The sequence below is a fragment of the Micromonospora sp. NPDC047730 genome (genome assembly GCF_043204765.1).
In the GTDB taxonomy this organism is placed as follows: domain Bacteria; phylum Actinomycetota; class Actinomycetes; order Mycobacteriales; family Micromonosporaceae; genus Micromonospora.
In genome coordinates this window covers 216,976-239,244 of sequence record NZ_JBIDCU010000007.1, presented here as the reverse complement: position 1 = coordinate 239,244, position 22,269 = coordinate 216,976, and the positions used below count along the sequence as shown (strand labels likewise).

The window sequence follows — 22,269 nt, the reverse complement described above, 5'->3', positions numbered from 1 at the left end:
AATATTCGAGAAAGGATTCAGATGACCATCGACTTTGTGGTGGCCACCCCGCATGACGCGGTGGAATTCAACGACGTCTACCGCAACACCACCGCGAGTGCCGGATACATCGCCTGCAACAACATCTACAACCGGGTGGTTCTCAACGAGTGGTTCGAGATCAACCCGTTCCCGGACCTGGCCACGCACTGGGAGCAGTTGGACGGGTCGCGCCGGTGGCGCTTCCACCTCAACCAGGCGGCCCGCTGGCAGGACGGCACCCCGCTGACCGCGCACGACGTCGTCTACACCCACCTGCACGCGATGAAGATGGGATACACCGGCGGTCGGTTCCTGAAGGACGTGGAGACGATCGTCGCGGTTGACGACCACACCGTCGACTACCACCTGCACACGCCCAACGCCGGATTCCTCGTCCTGCTGGGGAACTTCATCTTCACCCACATCCTGCCCCGGCACCTGTACGAGGGAACGGACTGGGCGACGAACCCGCACAACCTGAAGCCGGTCGGCTCCGGCCCGTTCCGGCTGGCGGAATGGATACCGGGCGAGCACGTCGTCATGGAGGCGGTGAAGAACCACTGGGGGCCGCAGCCGGAGATCGACCGACTGATCCTGAAGATCGTCCCGGACCGGGACGAGTGCGTCCGGATGGTGGCCCGCGGTGAGGCTCACTTCTTCCCCCAGGACACCCTGACCAAGGACCGGCTGCACCTGCTCGACGGCGCCACGGCGGACATCGAGCTGCTGCGTGATCCGGGGCCGGGAATGGCGCTGCTGGACTTCAACCACGGCCGGGAGTTCTGGCGGGACCAGCGGGTCCGGGAGGCGGTCGCCCTCGCCGTGGACCGGAAGGAGATCGCCGAACTCGGCGACCCGGGAGTTTCGCAGGCGTGGGACCACTACCTGCTGGGTTCGGTGGAGTGGGCGTTCAACCCGGATGCCAAGGCGCCGGGCCATGACGTGGAACGGGCGCGCGCGTTGCTCGACGAGGCCGGCGTGACGGCCGACGCCTCCGGCGTACGGGCCCGGCTCTCCATGTTCTACATGGACAGCTTCCACGGGCACAAACCACTGGCGGAGATGATCACGCGTCAGCTGGGCGCGATCGGCCTCGACGTCACCTTCGAGGGACTCTCGTCCGTGGACTGGGCGCGCCGGGTCACCGGCACCCACGACTTCGACCTGATCATCGTCGGCGGATCGATGGCGCCCGACCCGGAGATCACCGCCCCGAAGTACACCAGCGGCGGCCAGGGCAACATGGCCCAGCACCACAACCCTGACGTCGATGCCGCCTACCTCGCCGCACGCACGGCGGGCAGCCTGGCCGAACGCGGCGCGCACTACCGGCGCCTGCAGGAGATCTGGGCCAGGGACACCGAGTGGGTGCCGCTGTTCTGGTACGGCACGTACTTCGCCCGCAGCAGCAAGTTCTACGGCTGGTCCGACCAACTCGGCTACTCCGTGCCCTGGTGGCACTGGGGCCGCATCCGCGCGGTCTGAACCCGCGGTAACCACAGGCAGATCTCCCCGAGGAAAGGAGGCGCGGAGACATGATTCGGTTGATCCTTCGACGGCTGGCAAGCGCCGTCCTGGTCTTGCTGCTCGCTTCCATCGTGATCTTCACAGTGATCTCGGTCTCGGGAGATCCGCTGGCCGAGCTCCGGGACCGGCAACCGCCGGTCCCGGAGTCGGTGATCGCCGCCGAGGAAGCGCGGTTGGGACTGAACCGGCCGCTACCGCTGCGCTATCTGACCTGGCTCGGCGGGGTGCTCACCGGCGACTTCGGTCCGTCGACGATCGCCACCCGCGACATCGGGGCTGAGCTGGGCACCCGGGTCGGGGTCACCCTGCGCCTGGTCGTGTTGGCCATCGTGCTGGCGCTCGTGCTTTCCCTGATCGCCGGCACGGTGTCCGCGCTTCACCAGCGTCGCTGGCCGGACCTGTTGATGACCCCGGCCGCGTTCGTGCTCCTCGCGCTGCCGTCGTTCTGGCTGGCAGTGCTGTTGAAGCAGTGGGGGATCGGGCTGAACGACCTGACCGGCTACCAGATCTTCTACACCGTGGGGGAGGCGTCGGTGCCCCGACCAGAGGGCATACTGCCCCTGGCCGGGGATATCGCCGGGCACCTGGTCCTGCCGACGATCGTGCTGGCCCTGGTGCACTTCGCGACCTGGAGCCGCTACCAACGCGCGGCGGTGGCCGAGGGACTGGCCGGGGACCACGTCCGGTTCGCCGTGCTCAAGGGGCTGTCCCGCCGGCGCATCGTCAGGTCGTACGTGGTCCGCCCCGCGCTCATCCCGATCGTGACCATCGTCGCGCTGGACCTTCCGGTCGTCTTCTCCGGCGCGGTGATCACCGAGACGGTCTTCCAGTGGCGCGGCATGGGCGGGTTCCTGCTCGAGTCGATCGCGCTGCGCGACACGAACGCCGTACTCGCGTGGTTGCTCATCGCCGCGACCGCCGTGGTCGTCTTCAACCTTCTCGCCGACATCCTGTACGGCCTCGTGGATCCGCGGGTGCGTTATGCCAAATCCTGAGCTGACCAAAGATCTGGCGATCGAACCCGGCACGCCGGAGCGTGAACCCGGGACGTCGAGGCTGGCCGTCACCGCCCGCCGGTTTCTCCGGCACCGGGTGGGCATGGTCGCCCTGGGCGTACTCGTCATCGTCATCCTCGCGGCCGTCGTCGTCCCGCCGCTCTTGCCGTACAACTACACCGACATCACGTCCGAGCTGTCGCAGGCACCGTCACCACAACACCCGATGGGTACGGACACCCTGGGCCGTGACCTGTTCGCGCTGGTGCTCCGCGGCATGCAGCAGTCGCTCCTGATCGCCTTCTCGGTCACCATCGTCGCCTGCACCATCGGCGTGGTCCTGGGCGTGACGGCCGGGTACTTCGGCAGCCTCGTCGACGCCACCGTGATGCGCGCCGTCGATCTCGTGCTCACGCTGCCCACCCTCGCCCTGGCCGCGTTCCTGGGATCGCTGGTCGCCGGCCGGGGAGTCTCCTGGCTCGGCCTCGCGCTGGTCCTCGGGGCGCTCATGTGGACCTCGGTCGCCCGCCTGGTCCGCGGCGTGGTGCTGAGTCTGCGCGAGCAGGCATTCGTGGACGCGGCGCGGGTGATGGGGGCGAGCCCGGCCCGGATCATGTTCCGGCACCTCGTGCCCAACGTTTCGGACCACATCGTGGTAGCCGGCACGCTGATGTTCGGCGTGGCGATTCTCGCCGAGAGCAGCCTGTCCTTCCTCGGGTTCGGGGTGCAGCCACCGGACACCTCGCTGGGCCTGCTGGTGGCAAACGCGCAATCGGCGGTGCTGACCCGGCCGTGGCTGTTCTACTTCCCGGGCTTCCTGATCATCACCATCGTGCTGGCGGTCAACTACGTCGGGGAGGGGCTTCGGGACGCCTTCAACCCGAAGTCCTCGCCCACCAATCCACTGGCGACACCTCGCTCAACCGTCAGCCGTCGCCGCCGCCGGGAGCTGCCCGTGCGGGAGGTGGCGGGGGAGGCACTGCTGAAGGTGGCCGACCTGTCCGTGCGGTTCGGTGCGCAGGTGGCGGTGGACTCGATCAGCCTGGAGATCCAGCCGGGCGAGGTGGTCGCCCTCGTCGGCGAGTCGGGGTCAGGAAAGTCCTTGACCGGACTGTCGCTGGTGGGGCTGCTGCCCAGCAACGCGACGGGCACCGGGTCGGTCCTCTTCGACGGCGACGAACTCACCGGCCTGAGCTTCGAGCAGTGGCGGACGTACCGGGGGCGGAGGATAGCGATGATCCTGCAAGATCCGTCCACCACCCTCAACCCGGTGCTCACCATCGGCGCCCAGTTCGAGGACTCGATGAAGCTGGCCGGCGCCGTCAGCCGCGACGAAGCCCGGCGGCGGGCGGTCGAACTCATGGAGAGCGTGGCCATCAAGGATGCGGAGGCCCGCCTCGACCAGCATCCCCATCAGCTCTCCGGCGGCATGCGCCAGCGGATCGCCATCGCCCTGGCGATGGTCCACGACCCGGATCTCATCATCGCCGACGAACCAACCACCGCCCTGGACGTCACGGTGCAGGCCCAGGTGATGGCCACCCTCGCGGTGGCTCGGGAGCGTACCGGTGCGGCCATGCTCTTCATCACCCACGATCTGGCCCTCGTCGCCGGTATCGCCGATCGCGTCGCCGTCATGTACCAGGGCGAGATCGTCGAAGAACGGGACGTCTTCGACATATTCGACGACCCGCGATCGGACTACACGCGGAAGTTGCTGTCGTTGGCCCCACGGCTCACAGGCAAGGCGGTGGAGGGGAAATGAGTGCGGAGACACGCCCCGGCGAGGCCGCCGAGCTGTTGCGGGTCATGGAGCTGGTGAAGCACTTCCGAGCGCCGCGCGCCGCCCGTCGGAGCGGACGGTCCGTCGTGCACGCCCTCTGCTCGGTGTCATTCTCGGTCGGCCCGGCGGAGACCCTCGGCATCGTCGGCGAGTCAGGTTCGGGTAAGACCACACTGCTCCGAACCATCCTCGGACTACAACGGCCGACCGCGGGGCGGGTGCTGTTCCTCGGCGAGGACGCGTCCCAGCTCAAGGGCGCGAGCGCCCGCGCGCTGCAGCGTGAGCGGTCGGTCGTGTTCCAGGACCCGTACACGTCGTTGGATCCGCGGATGACGGTGGCGGACATCCTCGCCGAGCCGGCGCAGATCCATGGCCTGCCGGCGACCAGCCGGCAGGCGCTGACCCTCCTTGACCAGGTGCGGCTGCCGGCGGCCAGCCTGCGGAAGTTTCCGCACGAGTTCTCCGGTGGTCAGCGCCAACGCATCGCGATCGCCCGCGCGCTGGCCCTGAACCCGAAGCTGATCGTGCTGGACGAGCCGGTGTCCGCACTCGACGTCTCGGTCCAGGCGGCGATCCTGGGCCTGCTGAAGGAGTTGCAGCGGGAGCGGCAGGTCTCCTACCTCTTCGTGGCGCACGACCTTGCCGTCGTCGCGGAGATCTCCCAGCGGGTCGGCGTGATGTATGGCGGGCAGATGGTCGAGTTGGGCGCGACCGAGCAGGTGATCGGCGAGCCGAGGCACCCGTACACCCGGGAACTCCTCGCGGCCGTGCCGGTGCCCGACCCGCGGATCGAACGAGCCAAGCCCCGAATGCTGCAGCGCCGGTGGCCGACGGAATCCGACGGGCTGCCGCCCTGCCCGCACGGCGACCTTCACTAGCGACCGCCGAATGGCCAGCTACTTGTCGAACTGCACAGAAACGGAGAGACGCGCCTATGTCTGTCGATTTCGTCGTGGCGACGCCGCATGATGCGGTGGAGTTCAACGATGTGTACCGGAACGTGACGGGTAGCGCCGGCTATCTGGCCTGCAACAACATCTACAACCGGGTCGTGCTGAACGAATGGTACGAGACCAACCCGTTTCCCGACCTGGCCACGCACTGGGAACAGTTGGACGGGTCGCGCCGGTGGCGCTTCCACCTCAACCAGGCGGCCCGTTGGCAGGACGGCACGCCGCTGACCGCGCACGACGTCGTCTACACCCATCTGCACGCCAAGGAGATGGGCTATCAGGGCGCGATGTTCCTGACGGATGTGGAGACCATCGTCGCGGTCAACGACCACACCGTCGACTACCATTTGCACACCCCGAACGCCGGGTTCCTCGTCCTGCTCGGCAATTTCATCTTCGCGCACATCCTGCCCCGGCACCTGTACGAGGGAACGGACTGGGCGACGAACCCGCACAACCTGAAGCCGGTCGGCTCCGGCCCGTTCCGCCTCGCGGAATGGGTCCCCGGCGAGCACATCATCATGGAGGCGGTGAAGAACCACTGGGGCCCGCGACCGCAGATCGACCGGCTGATCCTGAAGATCGTGCCGGACCGGGACGAGTGCGTCCGGATGGTCGCCCGCGGTGAGGCCCACATCGTTCCCCAGGACACCCTCACCCGCGACCGGTTGGGCCTGGTGGAAGGGGTGCCGGGGGTCGAGATCCTCAAGCGCGAGGGTCCGGGAATGGCGCTGCTGGACTTCAACCACGGCCGCGAGTTGTGGCAGGACCGGCGGGTGCGTGAGGCGATCGCGTACGCGGTGAACCGGGAGGAGATCGCCGACCTGGGCGATCCGGGGGTCTCCCAGGCATGGGACCACTACCTGCTCGGATCCTCGTGGGCCTTCAACCCGGACGCCAAGGCGCCCGGTCATGACCCGCAACGGGCACGCGCCCTGCTCGACGATGCCGGTGTCACCGCGGACCGGTCGGGAGTGCGCGCCCGGCTGTCGATGTTCTACATGGACCTGTTCCACGGTCACCGACCACTGGCCGAGCTGGTTGCGCGCCAGTTGGGCGAGGTCGGGTTCGAGGTGACCTTCGCCGGCCTGTCGTCGGTGGACTGGTCCCGCCAGGTGCGCAAGCAACACGACTTCGACCTGATCATCGTCGGCGGTTCGATGGCGCCGGATCCGGAGATCACGGCGACCAAGTACTCCTCCGGCGGGCGGAACAACATGGGCCTGCACCGGAATGCAGACGTGGACGACGCCTACGTCGCCGCGCGGACCGCCGCGACGAGGAACGAGCGCCGCGAGCACTACCGGCACCTGCAGGCGGTGTGGGCCAGGGACACCGAGTGGGTGCCGCTGTTCTGGTACGGCACCTACTACCCGCGCAGCGAGAAGTTCTTCGGCTGGGCCGACCAGATCGGCTTCTCCGTACCCTGGTGGCACTGGGGACGCATCAGGCCGGTCTCCTGACCGATTGACGATCAGTCGACACGCCGCCCGACCTGAGGTCGGACGGCGTGTCGACGTCGAGACGCTCCAGCGTCGTACCCGGTCCTATCTGGAGGGGTTGGCTGCCGCCGACATGCGGACGGCCGAAGGGTGCCGACCCTGACCCCCGCGGCCGAGCAGGCTCAGAAGCTGCTGACCAGCTTCACGAATGCCTCGTCGATCTTGGCGGGGTCGGTGGCGTCGAACGCCTTGCCCGACGAGGCCTTGGCGATCCGGTCCAGCGTGGCGAAGTCCGACTCCCGGTCGAAGGCGATGCAGAAGACCTTGACCGGGCGCCGCGGATCCAGGGCGACATCGGCGAGCAACCGGGCCAGGTCGTTGTCCCGACCGTACTCGTTCTTGCCGTCGGTCAGCACCACGACCGCGTTGATCCGTTCCGGGTCGTACCGGTCGAGCAGGTGCCCGTGGGCGGCCCGGACCGTCGCGTACAGCGCGGTGCCGCCCTCGACATGCAGGCCACCGATCCGGCGAGTGATCCGCTGCTGGTCGAAGTCATCGAGCCGGACCTCCTCCCGGTACGGGCCGTCGGGCCGCTTCGACGTCTCGGAGGAGAACGACCAGAGCCCGACCCGGTCCTCCGCGTTGAGCAGCGCGAGCCCCTTGGCCGCCGCCGCCGAGGCGACCTGGAAACGGGTACGGTCGCCGACTGCCGCCTGCATCGACCCGGAGGTGTCCAGCGCGATCAGGATGTTGGCCTTCTTGCGCAGCGTGCTCCAGCTGTCCAACATCGCGTTGACCACGGCCGGGTCCGGCGGCTCGAAGTAGATCAGCCCGCCGGTGGGCTCGGCGCCGACGCTGGCGAGCAGTTCCGCCGGGGCCCGGCGTTCGTGGTCCCGGAAGCCGAGCCGGGCGAAGCTCCGCTGCTGGGCGTCCTCGGTCAGGAAGGCCAGGAAGTCGGCTGCCGCCACGCGTTGCCGTTCGTCGGCGGAGGGGAGCACCACGAACGGGTGGTCCAGGTTGAAGGTGCCCTCCTTCGGGTGGACGGCGACCAGTGGGACGTTCGGCCGCTGGCCCCGCTCCTGGCCGTCGTGCGTCGGGCTCAGTCTCCCCTCGTTGTAGAGGTGGACCAGTTCCTCCTGCATGACGATCGCGCTCATGTCGTCCGTGCTCCCGCCCCCGCCGGCCAGGTCGGCCTCGGCGAGGTCCCGCAGCAGGTCCACCACGTCGTCGCTGTAGTGCGACACGTTGGCCTCGATCCGCCGGACGAACTGGGTCACCTTCGGGTCCACCAGGTCCGACCGGGTCAGGTCGCTGGACCGCTGTGCGGCGGCGTAGTAGGTGGCGATGGTCGCCGCCAGCCCCGACGTGGAGAGGTTCGGGTTGTCCTTGCCGAAGGTGAAGCGGCCCCACTCCGGCTTACCGAAGCTGGCCCACCCCTCCCGCCCGGAGAGGCCGAGGATGTCCCCCCAGCCCAGCGCCCCGCGCTGGCGTACCAGTTCGCCCTTCGGCTGTCGCATCGCGATCACGAGGGGACTGTTGGCGATCGACGGGTATCGGTCCGGGGTCTGCGGCGCTCGCCCGGCGGCCTGGTCGAACAACCGGAGCTGACCGGTCCACAGGCTCGACGTCGGCAACCAGACCTGCGGCTCGGGCAGGCGGACGCCGCTCCAGCCGGCGCCCAGCGCCTCGGCGGCCTTGCCCGAGTTCAGGGCACTCACGTGCACCTGGGCGCAGCCGCCGCCGTCGAGCGACCGGTCACTGCCGTTGTACCGCTCGGCCAACTCGACCAGCAGCGCCGCCTTCTCCGTCGAGGAGTTGACCTCGAGCTTGGTGGTGCAGTCGGCGCGGGGCCGGTCGGTGCCTGCGTCCCGCTGCCGGACCAGCACGAACGCCCCGACGATGACCAGCATCCCGATGGTGATGGCAGCGGTGTACGGCAACCACGGTCGTGTGTGGGGCGGGGCTGGGGCCATCGGAAATGTCCTCCTCGACGGGTTGACGGATAGCAGTCAACCTATCGGTCCAGCGCCACCGGGACGGCTCCGGACCCGGTCCTCAGGAGCGGTCGGCGGGGCCGCCGCCGAGGGCCGTCGCGACCAGCAGCCGGACCAGGTAGACCACGGCGAAGGTGGCCGTCCCGACCGCTGCGGCCACGCCCACCGTGCTCGACGCGACGTAGCCGGCGGCCGCGCCCCCCGAGCCGAGGACGATCGCAGTCGACACACCCCAGGCGTCGACGGACTCACGGCGCAGCCGCTGCCCCCAACCCTCTCCTGGGCGGGACGACGCGGCGGGTGTATCCGACGTCGATGCCGGACGCTGGTCCGGCGGTGTCGGTCGGGTTTGCCTCGGCGCCACACGTGTCGGCTGGGGTTGCGGCGTCGCCGACGTGGGCAGCGGCTCGTTCGTCGTCGGCGCGCCGGCGGTGTCGTTACCCATCTGGAGCAGGTTCTCCTGGCGGACCGGACCGCTGACCCGGACGTCCTGCCCGAGCAGCCGGATCAGCACCTGCTCGGCCGCCGGCCGGTCCGCTGGCTCCTTGGCCAGGCACTCCCGGATCAGTTCCTCCAGGCCCGAGGGGAGCGGCGGCAGCTCGGGCGGGTCGTTCAGGACCCGGTGCATGACCGCGAAGAGCGAGTCGTTGCCGAACGGCGGCCGGCCACACGCGGCAAAGGCGATCGTGGCGGCCCAGGCGAAGACGTCGCAGGGCGGGGCGACCGGGTCGTTGCGGAATCGCTCCGGGGCCATGTACGCGGTCGTCCCCATCACCCGGCTGGTCACCGTCTCGGTGACCCCGAGTGCGCGGGCGATGCCAAAGTCGATCACCCGGGGGCCGTCCCGGCCGAGCACCACGTTGTCCGGCTTCAGGTCGCAGTGCACGACGTCGGAACGGTGGATCGCGGCGAGCGCGGTGGCAGTGCCGACGGCGAGCCGGTGCAGCGCGTTGCCACTGACCGTCCCGTGTTCGCGGACGTGCCGGTGAAGGGTCGGTCCCTCGATGAACTCGCTGACCACGTAGGGCGGTTCGCCGTCCACCTCGGCGAAGAGCACCTGCGCCGTGCAGAACGGCGCGACCCGGCGTGCCGCGGCGATCTCCTTCGTGAACTGCGACCGGGCCCGGGGGTCGCGCAGGTCGATGTTGATCATCTTGACCGCGACGCGGTGGCCCTGGTCGTCCTCGCCGAGGTATACCACTCCCTGCCCGCCCGCGCCCAGACGACCGACCAGCCGGTAGGGGCCGGCGGTGACCGGGTCGTGCGTCCACAGTGGGGTCAGCCCCGGCACCGGTGCGCCGGCCAGTCCTGTCATCCCGACTCCATCAACGTCGTGTCCCGACCACCCGGCGGCGGAGGACATTGAGTATCGTGCCATGCCGGCGCGGCACAGCCGAGGCTGTCGTCCGGGCAGCGCGGCGGACCTCGCTGACGCGTTCCGCCTTCTCGGCCTACCTCCGTCGGCCCGGTCCAAAGCTCGACCTGCTGGCGACTGCGGTGGAGGCACACGGTGGGCGGGTAGTGGGGCGGCACGTCCAGCGGCGGGGTGTCTCGCACGGCGGCGCGGCCAAGATGACCGAGCCGTTTTCGCGGGAGCGTGCGAGTTCGGATGGCGAACCGGGGTCGGTGGCCCCTGCGATCACGATCGGTGGTCAGCCGGCGGGCTGACAGGTCGATCGGGACCGTAACCTCCAGCCATTTGGAACCCGGTGGCTCAGCCCGCCTGGATCGACACCGTCAGGTCGGTGAAGGACGCGGGACCGGCCCCGCCGGCGGTGTACGCGAGGAACGAGGCGCCCTTGGCCAATCTGACCGCGAAACGGGGACCGGTCTCCGCGGTCGTGCCGGTCGTCGCGGTGGACCGCCCGGCGTCGGCGAGGTCGAGGGCGGCGTCGCGCAGCGCGTACGGGCCGAACACGTCGGTCGACGGCGGTGCCGCCGCGCGGTCGTGCGTGACGGCGGGCGTGCTCGTCGCGCCCTTCGTGACCTGCCACCGGCCGGGATCGTAGCTGTCGCCGTCGGTGAGGTAGCTCCACCGGACACCGCTGATCGACCAGTGCCCGCCGACCGTGCCGACCTGGGCCGAGCGCAGGTCGAGGACCGACACCCCGTTCGTGCCGACGACCCGCGCGGTCTCGCTCGCCGTGCCCGCCCCGGTGACCACCAGGGCGGTGTTCTCACCTACCCCGTACACCCGGTCGTGCCCGGTGTCGGCGGCGAGCCGGAGCGACCGCCCGTTGCGGCCGCGCGCGTCGAAGTGGGTGTCGACGAGGCCGGAGGTGAAGAGGTTGAAGCCACCGGCGGGCCAGTAGCCGAGGATCTCGTCGGTGTCGTAGTAGCCGGTGTGTGCCCCGTCGCGGACCCCGTAGTAGCTCGACCCGCCGGTGATCATGTCGGGGCCGGCGAAGATCTGCATGCCGGCGCTGGTGCCCGCGACCGGCGCGCCGGCCTGGAAGCGTTGCCGGATCGCGGCGAGCACCGCACCGTCGGAGCCGTCGGCGTGGATCATCGACTGCACGTAGCGGAACTGGTCGCCACCGGCGAAGAAGAACCCGGTCATCGACGCGGCCAGCGCGGCGTTCGCCGCGTCGTCGCCGCTGCCGTTCTTCTTGACGCTCACCGGGATCCAGGCGGCCTCCGCCGCCCCGTACCGCTCGAGGACCTTGCCCACCTGGTTGGCGGCCCAGTGCGGCGACGCCGACGACGCGCTCAACACGCCGATCCGCGCTCCGGAGCCACCGGCCTGCCGGACGAACTCCCCGTAGACGGCGCTGTTGTCGTCGGCGAGAGCGCCGCCGATCAGCATGACCGCCCCCGGTCCGCTCGCCGATCCCGCGAGATCGGCGGACGCGGCTCTGCCGGGCAGGGCCGCCGCGGCCACGGTGATGATCAGGGCGGTGAGCAGTGGCAGGAACTTGGGCCGGGTCATGGCAACCGACGCTAGACAGCCGCCGGACAGGCGTCAAGGAACGTCGATTCCTGTTCCGCGACGCGCACCTGCCACCCAGCGGGAGCTGCCGTTGGCGGGGGTGCGGTTGGGGCCTCTCGGTAGCGCTTCGGTCCGCGTACACAAAGGGGGTTGACGAGCCGCCGACCGCGGCCCGCCAACCCCGACAGTGCGTGGTTACTTGCCGCCACCGGCCCGGAATGCCACCCAGGCGTCGCTCATCCGGTCCGCCTGCCCCGGGGTGAACATGTTCATGCAGGCGTCCTGCGTGTAGTCCATGAAGTTGTGGATCGGGTCAAGCCCCGGTGCCGTGCAGGTGTCCGCGCCCACCGGGCAGTTGAACTGCGGCGCCGCCTCCCGCGGAGTGTCCGCGACGTAGTCGCCGGAAGCGGAGCACCCGTGCGCGAAGGTGTGCTCCAGCATCAGCCAGTGCCCGACTTCGTGCGTGAGCGTGTCACCCAGGGCGTACTTGCCCGCCGTTCCGCCCGGCATCGACTCGTCGAGCATCACCACGCCGTCGATGTAGTCCCGGCCGTTGTTGTAACCCTTCGGGAAGTACGCCCAGCCGAGGAGCCCGCCGCCGATGTTCGCCGCGTACACGTTCAGGGTGCGGGAGTCGCCGGTGTACAACGCACTCTTCATGTCCCGCTCGTTCTTGCCCGGCACTACCGTGTACCAGTCGCTGTTCACCGTCCACGTCGTGTCGACGAGCGAGAACCGGAACGGCGTGTCGGAGGCGTTCGCCGCGGTGCGGCCCGCGAACGAATCGTTGAGCACCGTCATCTGCGCCGCGATCAGGGTGTTCCACCTGTTCGTCTCGGCCGCGCTCAGGGGGTGGTCGGAGATCATGTGGAAGACCGTGGGCACCGTGACGCTGCCGTTGGGCAGGCGCGGCGAATCCTTGATCACGCCGTAGGCGTTTGCCTCGTTCTTGGAATACAGCTCCGGCTCCTGCGCCGTGGCGCCCTCGCTCACCCGCGCCGCGCTGTGCCCCTCGGCACCCGGCTCGCATTCCGCGACGCCCGGGGAGGCGGTCACGGACGCGGCCGTGCCCACCGCCGCGGAGGCTCCGCCGGCCGCCAGGAACGTCGCGGCGGTGGCGGTCAGGACTGCCAGTCGGAACGTCAGTCTCCTGTGCATCGTTGCACCTTTCACGCATGGGGGATGGGGTCACAGAGCGGACGAGCGAGGGGCGGCCCGACCAGCTCACAGACATCGTCGTCTCGGTATGAGAACACGCCACCGGCGCTAACAACAGGCCCCGAAAGAGGGAGCATCGCCGGTGCGTCGGCGTCCTTCGGCAGTATCCCGGCGCCGCAGGCCGGGTGGAGCCCCGCAAGAGGCGGGGCCAGGCCGTCGGCCGACCGCCATCGTCCGATGCCGAGGACTACGCGGCGGGCCACGCCGTGGAGTGCGGCATCACCGGCTCACGCGGCACCCGGGGTCGCCACCCGGCGAGTGGGCGCCCGCTGGCCGCCCGGAGCGGCCCGTCTGGCCGGGCGGTGCCTGCGGGTCACCACAACCGGCGGCCCCGGATCAGCGCAGCGGGTCGACGGTTCCGAGCGGCACCTCGGGCCGGCAACGGCGCAGCCGGGCCGCCGCGAGCCGCCCGCCGACGGCCAGCCCGTAGCGGTCGACGGCGGCGAGTCCGTACGCGCTGCAGGTCGGGGTGTACCGGCACTGCCCGGGCCAGCGGTGCGACAGCCAGCGGCGGTAGCCGCGGATCGCGGCGAGACCGGCCCGGTCCAGGGTTCCCGGCCGATTGCGGGCCGATCGGCCCTGCCGGGCGGGCGCCAGGCCACCGGCGGCGCCCGCCATGGCGGCGCCCAGGGTGAGCAGGGTGGAGAAGAGGCCGAGGTCGCAGCAGCCCGGGCTGCTGCAAGGGTCGTCGCCACAGGAGTCCAGGGCCCCCTTGCGGCCCTTGCAGCCGGGTCCCTGACGACGGGAGCCGACCTCGCTGTGGCAGTGGCCCACGGCGTGGCAGTGGGCCGGCTTACGGCAGCGGCAGGGCCCCTGGCTTCCGGAGTGGCCGGCGCTGTTGATCGTCATGGGTGAGATCATGCCTGGTCCGGGCAAGGCGTCCGGCCGGGGATACGCCGGGAGGGCGAGCGATCGACGGAGGCCGTCTGGCTGAAGTCGCCGATCAGCGTTCGGGGGCGCGCGACGGCGGCCCGTCAGCCCAGCCCGTGCGGCTGCGCCGGGCTTGGACTCCCTACGGTTGGCTGCCTTCATCCCGCGCGTCAGTGCGCCGCCGTGGGGCCGCCAGGATCAGGACGGCCAGCACGAGGGCGGCGCCGAGGCCGATCCCGGCGGGCACGGACAGGGACGACGATTCCCCGGCCCCGCCGTGTTGCTCGCCCTTGACGGGGACTACGGGCCGGTCGTGCTTCTTTTCCTCGGGTGCGACCAGGTGGCCGACGGACGCGCCGGCAGGAAGCGCGAAGCCCCAGTCGAGCAGCGCTGCCGACTCACCCAAACTCCCCAGCGGCGCGGTCTCCGCCCCGAGCAGGGTCACGGCGAGCCGTCGCCCGTTGCGTTCGGCTACGCCGACGTACGTCTGCCGAGCCAGGTCGGTGAAGCCCGTCTTCCCTCCGAGCGTCCCGGGGTAGTGGCCCAGCAGCGTCTGGTCATGGGTGATCTCGATTGCCGGGTTTCCCGGCCGTGCCGGTATCTGTGCCACCTCGGTGGCGATGTAGCGCCGAAAGTCCTCGCGGGCGAAGACGGTTCGCGCGATCAGCGCGAGGTCGTACGCGCTGGTGTACTGGCCGGGGCCGTCCAGGCCGGAGGGCGTTGCGGCGTGGGTCTGGTTCGCGCGCAGCCGCTGCGCCTCGTCGTTCATCGCGTCGACTCCGCCCTGCCGGCCGGCGGCGCCGCCGCCGACGCGAGCCAGCACGTTGGCCGCGTCGTTCCCCGATTTGAGGAGCAGCCCCAGCCACAGGCTCTCGATCGAGTACCGGCCGCCCTCGACCACCCCCATCAGCGAACTCGCCGGATCGAGATCGTGCAGATCCGCCCGGGTCACCTGAACGACGTCGGCTGGATCGAGGCGGGACATCAGGGACGCCGCGAGCAGCAGCTTCTGCACGCTGGCTGGCGTTCGGTGCTCGTGGGGGCCGCACCCACCCAGGACCTCACCGCTGTTGAGGTCCGCCACGAGCCACGCGGTGGCGGTCACTGCCGGAGCTTTCGGCGCACCCGCAGGGATGGCCAGTCCTGGCGTCGCCAGCGCCTGCCCTCCGACTGCCTGCTGAGCGGGGTCAACCGGTGGGGGAGACGGCGTGGTGGGCGGAGGAACCGACGGCTTCACGGCGGGGCACGGCACGTACGGCGTGGCTACCGCCGGCGTTGGTGTCACGACGAGCGCGCCAGCGGGCAGAACCAGGAGCGCGCTGAGCGTCAAGGCGGTAACCCGAAAGTCAGTCACGTTAACGTACGGTAATCGGCGCAGAGGCGGGTACGGTGCGATTGGAGAAATGCACGTCGCGGTGACGGCGAGGAGCAGGTGGGAACGGCGGGCTGCGCTTGACCGACAGCACCGACGGCGCCGCCTGAAAACGGCACCCACTCCCACCTGCCGCTCCATGTTTGCGCTGCTCAGAGGCGGGTAGCATCCCGTTTCGCCACCGTACGCCGCCGCCGGAAGTCGGCTGCCCGAACCGGGCGGGCGCACCCGGTCGGCGGCGGCTCGAGGGCCGGGTCAGCCGGTGCGGCGGGTGCGGGCCAGAGCCAGCCCACCGAGGACGATGCTGATCAGCCCCACCACCAGTGCCACGTAGGCTCCGCCGCGCCCGTTGCCGGTGCCGATGCCACTGTCGGAGGTTGCCACGACCAGTCCACCGAGGGCGATGCCGATCAGCCCCGCCACCAGGGCCATGGTCGCTCCGCCGCGCCCGTTGCCGGTGCCGATGCGACTGGTGGGGCGGGCCAGAGCGAGCCCGCCGATGATCACGCCGGCCAGCCCCAGCACGGCGGCCACGCTGGCCCCGAGTCGCCCGGCGCTCATGGTGTAGACACTGGCGGCGGCCGGCTGGGCCGAGACGTGCGCGGCCGCCGGTGCGGCAAGTCCGAACGCCCCGAGCAGGGCGGCTGCGGCTGCGGCGAGCATGTGGCGGATGGACATCGAGGATCCCTTCGGTCGCGTGACGGGTACAGGCGGCAGCGTATGTACCAGCGTGTCTCCGGGTCGTCATGCCGGAGTTGCCGATGGGCCTACCACCCGGGTCGTACGCGCTCGGGGCGTCGTACCGCTGCGGTTGTCTCCCTCCGTACCGGCGCAACCGCACACTCGCCCCCGCCGGCAGGCCCGACGAGCCCACCGCCAGGCAGCCGGCGTGCTCTCGCAGGTTGTTGTCAGGAGCGGGCGAGCCAGCCGGGGACGGTCAGGCCGGACTCGTACGCGAGGATCACCAACTGGGCCCGGTCCCGGACCTGGGCCTTGGTCATGATCCGGCTGACGTGCGTCTTCGCGGTGGCCGGGCTCAGCACCAGCCGCGCCGCGATCTCGTCGTTGGACAGGCCGGCGGCGACCAGCGCCATCACCTCACGCTCCCGCTCGGTGAGCGCGCTCAGCCGTGGCCCCGGGTCCGGATGCGTGGCCCGGGCGGTGAACTCGGAGATCAGCCGGCGGGTGATCGACGGCGCGATGAGTGCGTCACCGCGCGCCACCACCCGCACTCCGTGGATCAGCTCCGCCGGCTCGGTGTCCTTGACCAGGAAGCCGCTCGCGCCGGCCCGCAGCGCGCCGTAGACGTAGTCGTCCAGGTCGAAGGTGGTCAGGATGACCACGCGGACATCGGAGCTCGCGGCGATCTCCCGGGTGGCGGCCAGGCCGTCCAGCACGGGCATCCGGATGTCCATGAGGACGACGTCCGGCCGCAGCTGCCGGGCCAGGCGCACCGCCTCGGCACCGTCGGCGGCCTCGCCGACCACCTCGATGCCGTCCTCGCCGTCCAGGATGGACCGGAATCCCGCGCGAACCAGGGTCTGGTCGTCGGCGAGCAGCACCCGGATCACGCCGCGCCCCCCGGTTCCGATCGCAGCGCCGGCGCTCCCGCCGGCACCGGCTCGGGCCGCAGCGGGAGGCGGGCGCGCACCCGGAAGCCGCCGTCCGGCCCGGGGCCCGTGCTCAGCGAACCGCCCAACGTCTGGGCCCGCTCGCCCATGCCGAGGATCCCGTTGCCGGGCGGGCCGGGTGCGCCGGTACCGTCGTCCTCGACCTCCACCAGCACGTCGTCGTGGTCGGGCCGGACTCGGATCACCGCGGCGGCCGCGCCCGCGTGCCGGGTCACGTTCGTGAGCGCCTCCTGGACGATCCGGTACGCCGCCAGGTCGACCTCCGGCGGTAGCGGCCGGGTTTCGGTCAGCTCGGTGCGGATCTCCAATCCGGACCGGCCGGCCGCCGTGACCAGCTCGTACAGGCGATTCAGGCCGGGTGCGGGCGCGGTCGGCGCCTCGCCCTCCCGCCGCAGTATGCCGAGAGTCGTACGCAACTCGCGCAGCGTCTCCTTGCTCGTCTGTTTGATCGCGGTGAGGGCCTGCGTGGACCGGGTGGGGTCCGGCCGGTGCAGCGCGGCGCTGGCCTGCACGTTGATCAGCGAGAGGTGGTGCCCGAGCACGTCGTGCAGCTCGCGGGCGATGCGCAGCCGCTCCTCGGTGGCCCGGCGCCGGGCCTCCTCCTCCATCCGCTGCTCGGCGGCGAGCGCCCGAGCCTGTCCCTCGGCGAGGTAGGCCCGGCGGTTGCGGGTCACGCCCACGATGACCGCGACGAGCCAGCCGGCGTGCAGCAGCGTCGCCCCGTTCGCGCTGTTCGCCGTCCTGTTGTAGCTGTCCGCGACGGCGAAGGCGACCACCGAGGCGAGACCGAGCCCGATGGCGACCGCGAGGTGCCCCTCGTCGACGACGGTGTAGAGCGCCACGACGAACACCAGCATGATCGGCCCGGGCCGGTGCAGCAACACTCCGTACGCGCCGACGGCGGCCAGCGCCACCACGCCCACCGCGACCGGATGGCGGCGGCGGACGTACAGCGCGCCGGAAGAGGCCAGCACGGCCAGCAGCGCCGCCCGTTCAGCGGCGGTGTCGATGCCACGCGACTGCACCACCAGGCCGACGAGGGCCACCAGGCCGACCACGAGCACCAGGGCGATGTTCGCTGGACGGCCCTGCCATCGCCACCTCGACATGCGCCGAAGCCTAACCTCCCGGCACTGGCCGGGAGAACATCCGACCGGCGGGCGTGCGGTCCAGGTGGCGGCGTCCCGCGCTCGGCACCTGTCCGGGAACGTCACAGCGACGTGGCGGTGATCGGAGCCGCGGTCGGCCTGCTCGCGCTGACGCGTCGCCTCCCGGGCATCTCGTGGTGGTGCGACCGGGCAGCGAGCGCGACCGTCCTTCAGCCGTGGAGGTCAGAGCTTCGCAACGAGGCGGAACCGCTCCAGCACGACCGGGGTGTCGTCGTTCACGGTGAAGTCCGGTTTGCCCAGCCAGCCCCGGTAGTCCGTTCCGTGCCAGTAGTCCTCGTGCCCGGCTCGCCAGGCCGCAACCGAGTCGTCCCCTTCGCCTTCGTCGCGAGCGTGGTCGAAATCGACGTCACCCAGTCGGCTGACACGTACGTCGGTCACTTCGATCACTGCGACCCGGCGGCCGGCGGAGTCGACCACCGCCGCTCGGGTGCCCACCACCGGCAGCGGCTCGCCGTCGATCTCGTAGTCCTGGAGCAGGCCGGTGGTGGTGGTCTTGGTCCCGTCGAGCACGGCAGCGACCAACTTGTCGCGCAGTGGGCCAGGGAAGGCGAATTCGAACGAGGGCAGATCGGCGATCACCCGGACGAGGGTAGTGCGGTGTCCACTGAAGTTCACCGGGTTTCCGGTGGGCACCGACAACCGCCCTGGCAGGGCTCCGCGTCGGCGTCGTGCTCAAACGAGCAGCCCGCCCGTTGCCCGGATGTTCTGACCAGTGATCCACTGCGCGTCGGACCCGGCGAGGAAGGCGACCACGGCCGCGATGTCGTCGGGCTGGCCGATCCGTTGCAACGCGGTGACGGCGGCGGTCTGGGCCAGGGCCTCCGGGGGGTTGACGGCGCGCAGCAGGTCGGTGTCGGTCGCGCCGGGCGAGATCGTGTTGACAGTGATGCCACGGCCGCCGAACTCTCGGGCGGCGACCGCTGTGAACTGTTCGAGCGCGGCCTTGCTGGCGCAGTACAGGGAGTGGCCGGGCGCCGGCACCACCGTGTTGAGGGTGGAGATGTTGATGATGCGGCCCTTGTCGCGCAGCACCGGCGCCGCCTCGCGCATGGCCAGCACGGGGAACTTGGTGTTGACCGTCAACACTCGGTCGAACTCGTCCTCGGTGATGTCCGCGATCAGCGCCCGGGGGTTGACGGCGGCGTTGTTGACGAGAATGTCCAGGCCGTCGCGAACCGGCTGGAACATCGCCGAGATGCTGGTGAGGTCCTCCTGGTCGGCGCGGACGGCGATCGTGCCGGCGAGTTGGCTGACGAGGTCGTCGGCCGCCGCCTGGTTCTCCTTGTACGTGAACACGACCGTTGCGCCTTCGCCGGCGAGTCGATGCACGATCGCCCGGCCGATTCCCCGCGAACCGCCGGTCACGAGTGCGGTCTTACCGGTGAGCCTCATGCCGGGGACGCTAGCCGGGGGCGAGTTCCCGGTATTGAAAGAATGCGCACAGCTCGGTCGGCGTCAGGCCGGACATGGCGCGGACCTCACGGTTGAAGTGCGGCTGGTCGGCGTAACCGCAGTCGACCGCCGTCTGCGGCAGGCCGGCGGACCGGGTGAGCATGCGCAGGGCGCGCTGAAACCGAGCGATCCTGGTGACAGTTCCGGGCGACAGACCGATCTGTCGCTGGAACCGGAGTTCAAGGGTGCGCCGGCTGACGCCGAGATCGTCGGCCAACGTGCTGATCCGGAGCCGATCCGCCGATTGCTGGAGTCGCCACCAGGCACGCATCGTCAGCCCGTCCGGCCCCGTGTCCGCGGCGAGCCGAGCGGTCAGGAAGTCGTCCAGCACCGCGAACCACGTCGGCCGGTCCGGTGCCTCCCCGAGCCGCTCGGCCAACTCCACCTCCAAGCGGCCGAAGACGTCCGCCAGCCGGAAGGTGCCGCCGGCCACCTCCCGCATCGGCACGCCGAACAGCGCGGTCACTCCGGCCGGCGTCAAGCCGATCGAGACGCCGTCCCCCCACGCAGTCTGCTCGTAGACGGCGGGGTCACCTCGGGGCCCGGTGACCACCCTGCTCGGCCCGGCGAAGTCGACGATCATCGTGGCCAGGTTCATCGGCAGGACCCGGTGCCGTAAGGCTGCCCCCGAACCTGAGCGGAAGCCCGCGTAACCGACGACATACGGCCGCAGTCGCGCATGCGGGAGGCTGGCGATCGTCTCGCACGGCTCGGGAGGGACCCGCACCGGTATGGAGTGCACGTGGCTCACAGCCAGCCATCATCCACGCGTCCGGGCTCTGGTACGAGTCGCAGTGGCGCATCGCCGACTCGCCCACTCGTGCTGCCCCGCCGGCGCGGACGGCCGGTTGCGCGGTTACCCTGCGGCGGTGGTGCTCGGCGAGGACGAGGAGCGGTTGGCGGCGTCGCTGGCTGACCGGCTCGACGCGGTCACTTTCACCGACCTGACCACGGATCAGGTCACCGCCCGGCTGATCGACGCGGTGGTCGACTGGGCGGAACAGCGGGGCTGGCGGGTCTACCGGCGGGCGTCCAGCGTGCTGCCGCTGCCACCGCCGATGTCCGCACAGCAGTCGGTGCTCGACGTGGCCTGTGCCCGCCCGGACGGCCCGCCGGTCGTCGTCGAGGTCGATCACGGTACGCGCCGCCGCACCTGGGAGAAGCTGCTCGCCGAGGCCGACGCGGGGCGGATCCCGGTGTGGGTGCGCTGGGGTGCCGGCCGGTTCACGGCCCCGCCTCCGCCGATCCGGATGGTGACCTGCGAGGTGGGCCGGCGACCGGACCCGACTGGCCGGGGCCGGGTGCACAGCCGCTCGCCGCGAGCGGACAAGCTGCCGCCGGCGCACTCCGCCGTGCGGGTGGGAGCGGTCGCCGCCGTCGAACTGCCGCTGCCGCCGCCGGAGTCACCCGACGTCGAGGACTGAGGGGGCAGGGCACCAGGGGCCGTTCTGGCATGTGTTCCCCACGGCGCCGCCGCCTTGCGGGCAGCAGCGCGTGAAGACGTACAACCGCCGGCTCAGGCGAAGTCGCGGTGCTTCAACTTCGCCCGCCGGCCGTCCGGATGGTGCCAGACGATGCCCTCGTACTGAGGGTGCGCCAGCAGCCAGTCACGCAGGCCGGCCAGGTCGCGCGGCACGTCCAGCATCTCCGCGTCGCCGTGCGGTACGAGCTCGTGGCCCCGCACGCCCTCGGGGTTCCCGTTGATCTTCGGGCCGATCAGCTCGTAGGTGCCGGCGCGGCGTCGCTCGGGCGAGCCGGCGAGGGCCTCGGCGTGGTACCGCGCGTACGGCGACTGCTCGATCGGCTCCCACCCCACGGTCTTGCCCGTGACCTCGTCCGTCATCACGGGCCGGTAGCCGGGCGGTCGCGCGCGGCCGGGCCGCACCTCGCGCCGTGCCCACCAGGTGCCGTCCTCGTCGAGCATCACGCAGGTGCCGTCGTACTTGCGCGTCGGCGTTCCCTCGCCGTCGAGGACCCACTGGCAGGCAGGGTCTGCCTCGGGCAGGACGCGTTTGCGGTCGTCCGGGTCGCGGCGGAACAGCGTGGGGATCTTGTTCACGCCCGCATGGTCTCACCAGTGCAAAACGGATATCACCTCGCGCTGCCGGCGGAACTGGCGCGGTGTCGGGCGCTGCCGGGGCGCGCGGCCGTCAGCACTCTGCTCCACCTTCTCCGGCGCCTGCACCAGCGATCCCGGCTGCCCGCGGCGCTGCCCCGGATCGTGGTGATGATCCACTGTGGGACCATGGCGGCTCATGCGCGATCTTGGCGCCGGAGCATTTGGGGGACTGTGTGCGTGGACCAGCGCGACGACTGACCATCTCGATCATCTCCGCCACTGTTGCGGCGGTGGGGCTCGCTTCGCCCGCTCAGGCCGCGACGAATCCGTTCACCGCGGCGCAGGCGTGCAACAACGACTTCGGTGGCTCGTGGGCGTACGCCGGTGACGGCCACCGGTCGATCTACGCGCCGGACGGCACCAGGGTGGGCGACGTCTACCTGATGTACAACAGCGCCACCGCGTACAACTGTGTCGCCACCCTCAAGCGGGTGGCTGTCGGCTCGACGACCGGGGTTTCCGCCGGGATCCGGGTGGAGGGTGGTTCCTGGGTCTACGACTCCGGAAACTTCAAGTACTACGCCGCGATCCAACGTTCTGCCCGTGACAAGTGCGTGATGTACAGCGGCGAGGTCCTGTACGGCACCAGCTGGCAGGGCGCTGGCCGGTACAGCTGGGGCAATTGCGGCTGAGCTGCCCTCAGCCCGGATCCATCGGTGGGCACTGACCGGCCCGGGCGCGTAACTCGTATGCCAGGGGCCGCTCGGCAGGCCAGCGAGAACCGGTCCCACCGCCGGAGACCATCCGGCGGTGGGACCGGACCGACCGCCCCGTGTCGGTGGTCCGGTCGGTCG

Annotated in this window: 20 protein-coding genes; 7 read left to right on the top strand and 13 right to left on the bottom strand. The window is 70.7% G+C overall.

What is annotated here, in order from left to right; translation table 11 throughout:
* Positions 1–21: 21 nt before the first annotated feature.
* The 5 genes from ACGF5G_RS18760 to ACGF5G_RS18740 are packed head-to-tail and all read left to right on the top strand — an operon-like array spanning position 22 to position 6,742.
* Positions 22–1,506, top strand: a complete 1,485-nt coding sequence (locus tag ACGF5G_RS18760) for an ABC transporter substrate-binding protein (RefSeq protein ID WP_393264220.1) — start codon at positions 22–24, stop codon at positions 1,504–1,506.
* A 50-nt stretch (positions 1,507–1,556) separates the two neighbouring features.
* The gene (locus ACGF5G_RS18755; protein WP_357461840.1) at positions 1,557–2,543 is read left to right on the top strand and encodes an ABC transporter permease; all 987 of its coding nucleotides are present in this window, start codon (positions 1,557–1,559) and stop codon (positions 2,541–2,543) included.
* The gene (locus ACGF5G_RS18750; protein ID WP_393264217.1) at positions 2,530–4,308 is read left to right on the top strand and encodes a dipeptide/oligopeptide/nickel ABC transporter permease/ATP-binding protein; all 1,779 of its coding nucleotides are present in this window, start codon (positions 2,530–2,532) and stop codon (positions 4,306–4,308) included. Before ACGF5G_RS18755 ends, ACGF5G_RS18750 begins: the two co-directional genes overlap by 14 nt.
* On the top strand, positions 4,305–5,204 hold the full coding sequence (locus tag ACGF5G_RS18745) for an ATP-binding cassette domain-containing protein (protein ID WP_393264214.1): 900 nt from the start codon (positions 4,305–4,307) through the stop codon (positions 5,202–5,204). Before ACGF5G_RS18750 ends, ACGF5G_RS18745 begins: the two co-directional genes overlap by 4 nt.
* A gap of 56 nt (positions 5,205–5,260) precedes the next feature.
* On the top strand, positions 5,261–6,742 hold the full coding sequence (locus tag ACGF5G_RS18740) for an ABC transporter substrate-binding protein (protein WP_393264211.1): 1,482 nt from the start codon (positions 5,261–5,263) through the stop codon (positions 6,740–6,742).
* A gap of 161 nt (positions 6,743–6,903) precedes the next feature.
* Here ACGF5G_RS18740 and ACGF5G_RS18735 read toward each other — a convergent pair whose 3' ends face one another.
* The 12 genes from ACGF5G_RS18735 to ACGF5G_RS18680 form a co-directional block, all read right to left on the bottom strand.
* Positions 6,904–8,661 carry an extracellular solute-binding protein gene (locus tag ACGF5G_RS18735; RefSeq protein WP_393264209.1) on the bottom strand — a complete coding sequence of 586 codons (1,758 nt, stop codon included), beginning with the start codon at positions 8,659–8,661 and terminating at the stop codon, positions 6,904–6,906.
* Between the two features lie 115 nt (positions 8,662–8,776).
* Positions 8,777–10,030, bottom strand: coding sequence for a protein kinase (locus tag ACGF5G_RS18730; RefSeq protein ID WP_393264206.1), 1,254 nt, complete (start codon positions 10,028–10,030; stop codon positions 8,777–8,779).
* 399 nt (positions 10,031–10,429) lie between these two features.
* Positions 10,430–11,644: a cyanophycinase gene (locus ACGF5G_RS18725; protein ID WP_393264204.1), complete on the bottom strand. Its 1,215-nt coding sequence runs from the start codon at positions 11,642–11,644 to the stop codon at positions 10,430–10,432.
* Between the two features lie 195 nt (positions 11,645–11,839).
* Positions 11,840–12,802 (bottom strand): zinc metalloprotease, encoded by a 963-nt coding sequence (locus ACGF5G_RS18720; RefSeq protein ID WP_393264201.1) that lies wholly within the window; start codon positions 12,800–12,802, stop codon positions 11,840–11,842.
* Between the two features lie 396 nt (positions 12,803–13,198).
* Complete coding sequence (gene yidD, locus ACGF5G_RS18715) at positions 13,199–13,711, bottom strand: membrane protein insertion efficiency factor YidD (protein ID WP_393264199.1); 513 nt, start codon at positions 13,709–13,711, stop codon at positions 13,199–13,201.
* A gap of 163 nt (positions 13,712–13,874) precedes the next feature.
* Positions 13,875–15,086 (bottom strand): D-alanyl-D-alanine carboxypeptidase family protein, encoded by a 1,212-nt coding sequence (locus ACGF5G_RS18710; protein ID WP_393264197.1) that lies wholly within the window; start codon positions 15,084–15,086, stop codon positions 13,875–13,877.
* A 273-nt stretch (positions 15,087–15,359) separates the two neighbouring features.
* Positions 15,360–15,782: a DUF6223 family protein gene (locus tag ACGF5G_RS18705; RefSeq protein WP_393264195.1), complete on the bottom strand. Its 423-nt coding sequence runs from the start codon at positions 15,780–15,782 to the stop codon at positions 15,360–15,362.
* Between the two features lie 230 nt (positions 15,783–16,012).
* The gene (locus ACGF5G_RS18700; protein WP_357703381.1) at positions 16,013–16,675 is read right to left on the bottom strand and encodes a response regulator transcription factor; all 663 of its coding nucleotides are present in this window, start codon (positions 16,673–16,675) and stop codon (positions 16,013–16,015) included.
* The gene (locus tag ACGF5G_RS18695; protein WP_393264193.1) at positions 16,672–17,844 is read right to left on the bottom strand and encodes a sensor histidine kinase; all 1,173 of its coding nucleotides are present in this window, start codon (positions 17,842–17,844) and stop codon (positions 16,672–16,674) included. The genes ACGF5G_RS18700 and ACGF5G_RS18695 overlap by 4 nt, the downstream gene beginning before the upstream one ends.
* A 222-nt stretch (positions 17,845–18,066) precedes the next feature.
* Complete coding sequence (locus ACGF5G_RS18690) at positions 18,067–18,483, bottom strand: ASCH domain-containing protein (RefSeq protein ID WP_393264191.1); 417 nt, start codon at positions 18,481–18,483, stop codon at positions 18,067–18,069.
* Positions 18,484–18,576: 93 nt separating this feature from the next.
* Positions 18,577–19,296 carry an SDR family oxidoreductase gene (locus ACGF5G_RS18685; RefSeq protein WP_393264189.1) on the bottom strand — a complete coding sequence of 240 codons (720 nt, stop codon included), beginning with the start codon at positions 19,294–19,296 and terminating at the stop codon, positions 18,577–18,579.
* 10 nt (positions 19,297–19,306) lie between these two features.
* Entirely contained in the window at positions 19,307–19,954 is a 648-nt protein-coding gene (locus ACGF5G_RS18680; protein ID WP_393264186.1) for a helix-turn-helix domain-containing protein, read from the bottom strand.
* 271 nt (positions 19,955–20,225) lie between these two features.
* Between ACGF5G_RS18680 and ACGF5G_RS18675 the strand changes: the two genes are divergently transcribed.
* Positions 20,226–20,780, top strand: a complete 555-nt coding sequence (locus tag ACGF5G_RS18675) for a hypothetical protein (protein ID WP_393264183.1) — start codon at positions 20,226–20,228, stop codon at positions 20,778–20,780.
* 92 nt (positions 20,781–20,872) lie between these two features.
* On the opposite strand, the gene ACGF5G_RS18670 is transcribed toward ACGF5G_RS18675, so the two are convergent.
* Positions 20,873–21,415 (bottom strand): DUF5565 family protein, encoded by a 543-nt coding sequence (locus tag ACGF5G_RS18670; RefSeq protein ID WP_393264180.1) that lies wholly within the window; start codon positions 21,413–21,415, stop codon positions 20,873–20,875.
* A 233-nt stretch (positions 21,416–21,648) separates the two neighbouring features.
* Here ACGF5G_RS18670 and ACGF5G_RS18665 point away from each other — a divergent pair, with 233 nt between their 5' ends.
* Positions 21,649–22,107 (top strand): hypothetical protein, encoded by a 459-nt coding sequence (locus tag ACGF5G_RS18665; protein WP_393264178.1) that lies wholly within the window; start codon positions 21,649–21,651, stop codon positions 22,105–22,107.
* Positions 22,108–22,269: the final 162 nt, after the last annotated feature.

Excerpts from the sequence above, each read along its gene's own strand:
- ACGF5G_RS18750 (WP_393264217.1), top strand. The coding sequence starts at position 2,530 with ATGCCAAATCCTGAGCTGACCAAAGATCTGGCGATCGAACCCGGCACG.
- ACGF5G_RS18725 (WP_393264204.1), bottom strand. The coding sequence starts at position 11,644 with ATGACCCGGCCCAAGTTCCTGCCACTGCTCACCGCCCTGATCATCACC.
- ACGF5G_RS18685 (WP_393264189.1), bottom strand. The coding sequence starts at position 19,296 with ATGAGGCTCACCGGTAAGACCGCACTCGTGACCGGCGGTTCGCGGGGA.
- ACGF5G_RS18745 (WP_393264214.1), top strand. The coding sequence starts at position 4,305 with ATGAGTGCGGAGACACGCCCCGGCGAGGCCGCCGAGCTGTTGCGGGTC.
- ACGF5G_RS18695 (WP_393264193.1), bottom strand. The coding sequence starts at position 17,844 with ATGTCGAGGTGGCGATGGCAGGGCCGTCCAGCGAACATCGCCCTGGTG.
- ACGF5G_RS18740 (WP_393264211.1), top strand. The coding sequence starts at position 5,261 with ATGTCTGTCGATTTCGTCGTGGCGACGCCGCATGATGCGGTGGAGTTC.
- ACGF5G_RS18680 (WP_393264186.1), bottom strand. The coding sequence starts at position 19,954 with ATGAACCTGGCCACGATGATCGTCGACTTCGCCGGGCCGAGCAGGGTG.
- ACGF5G_RS18730 (WP_393264206.1), bottom strand. The coding sequence starts at position 10,030 with ATGACAGGACTGGCCGGCGCACCGGTGCCGGGGCTGACCCCACTGTGG.
- yidD (WP_393264199.1), bottom strand. The coding sequence starts at position 13,711 with ATGACGATCAACAGCGCCGGCCACTCCGGAAGCCAGGGGCCCTGCCGC.
- ACGF5G_RS18755 (WP_357461840.1), top strand. The coding sequence starts at position 1,557 with ATGATTCGGTTGATCCTTCGACGGCTGGCAAGCGCCGTCCTGGTCTTG.
- ACGF5G_RS18720 (WP_393264201.1), bottom strand. The coding sequence starts at position 12,802 with ATGCACAGGAGACTGACGTTCCGACTGGCAGTCCTGACCGCCACCGCC.
- ACGF5G_RS18760 (WP_393264220.1), top strand. The coding sequence starts at position 22 with ATGACCATCGACTTTGTGGTGGCCACCCCGCATGACGCGGTGGAATTC.
- ACGF5G_RS18705 (WP_393264195.1), bottom strand. The coding sequence starts at position 15,782 with ATGTCCATCCGCCACATGCTCGCCGCAGCCGCAGCCGCCCTGCTCGGG.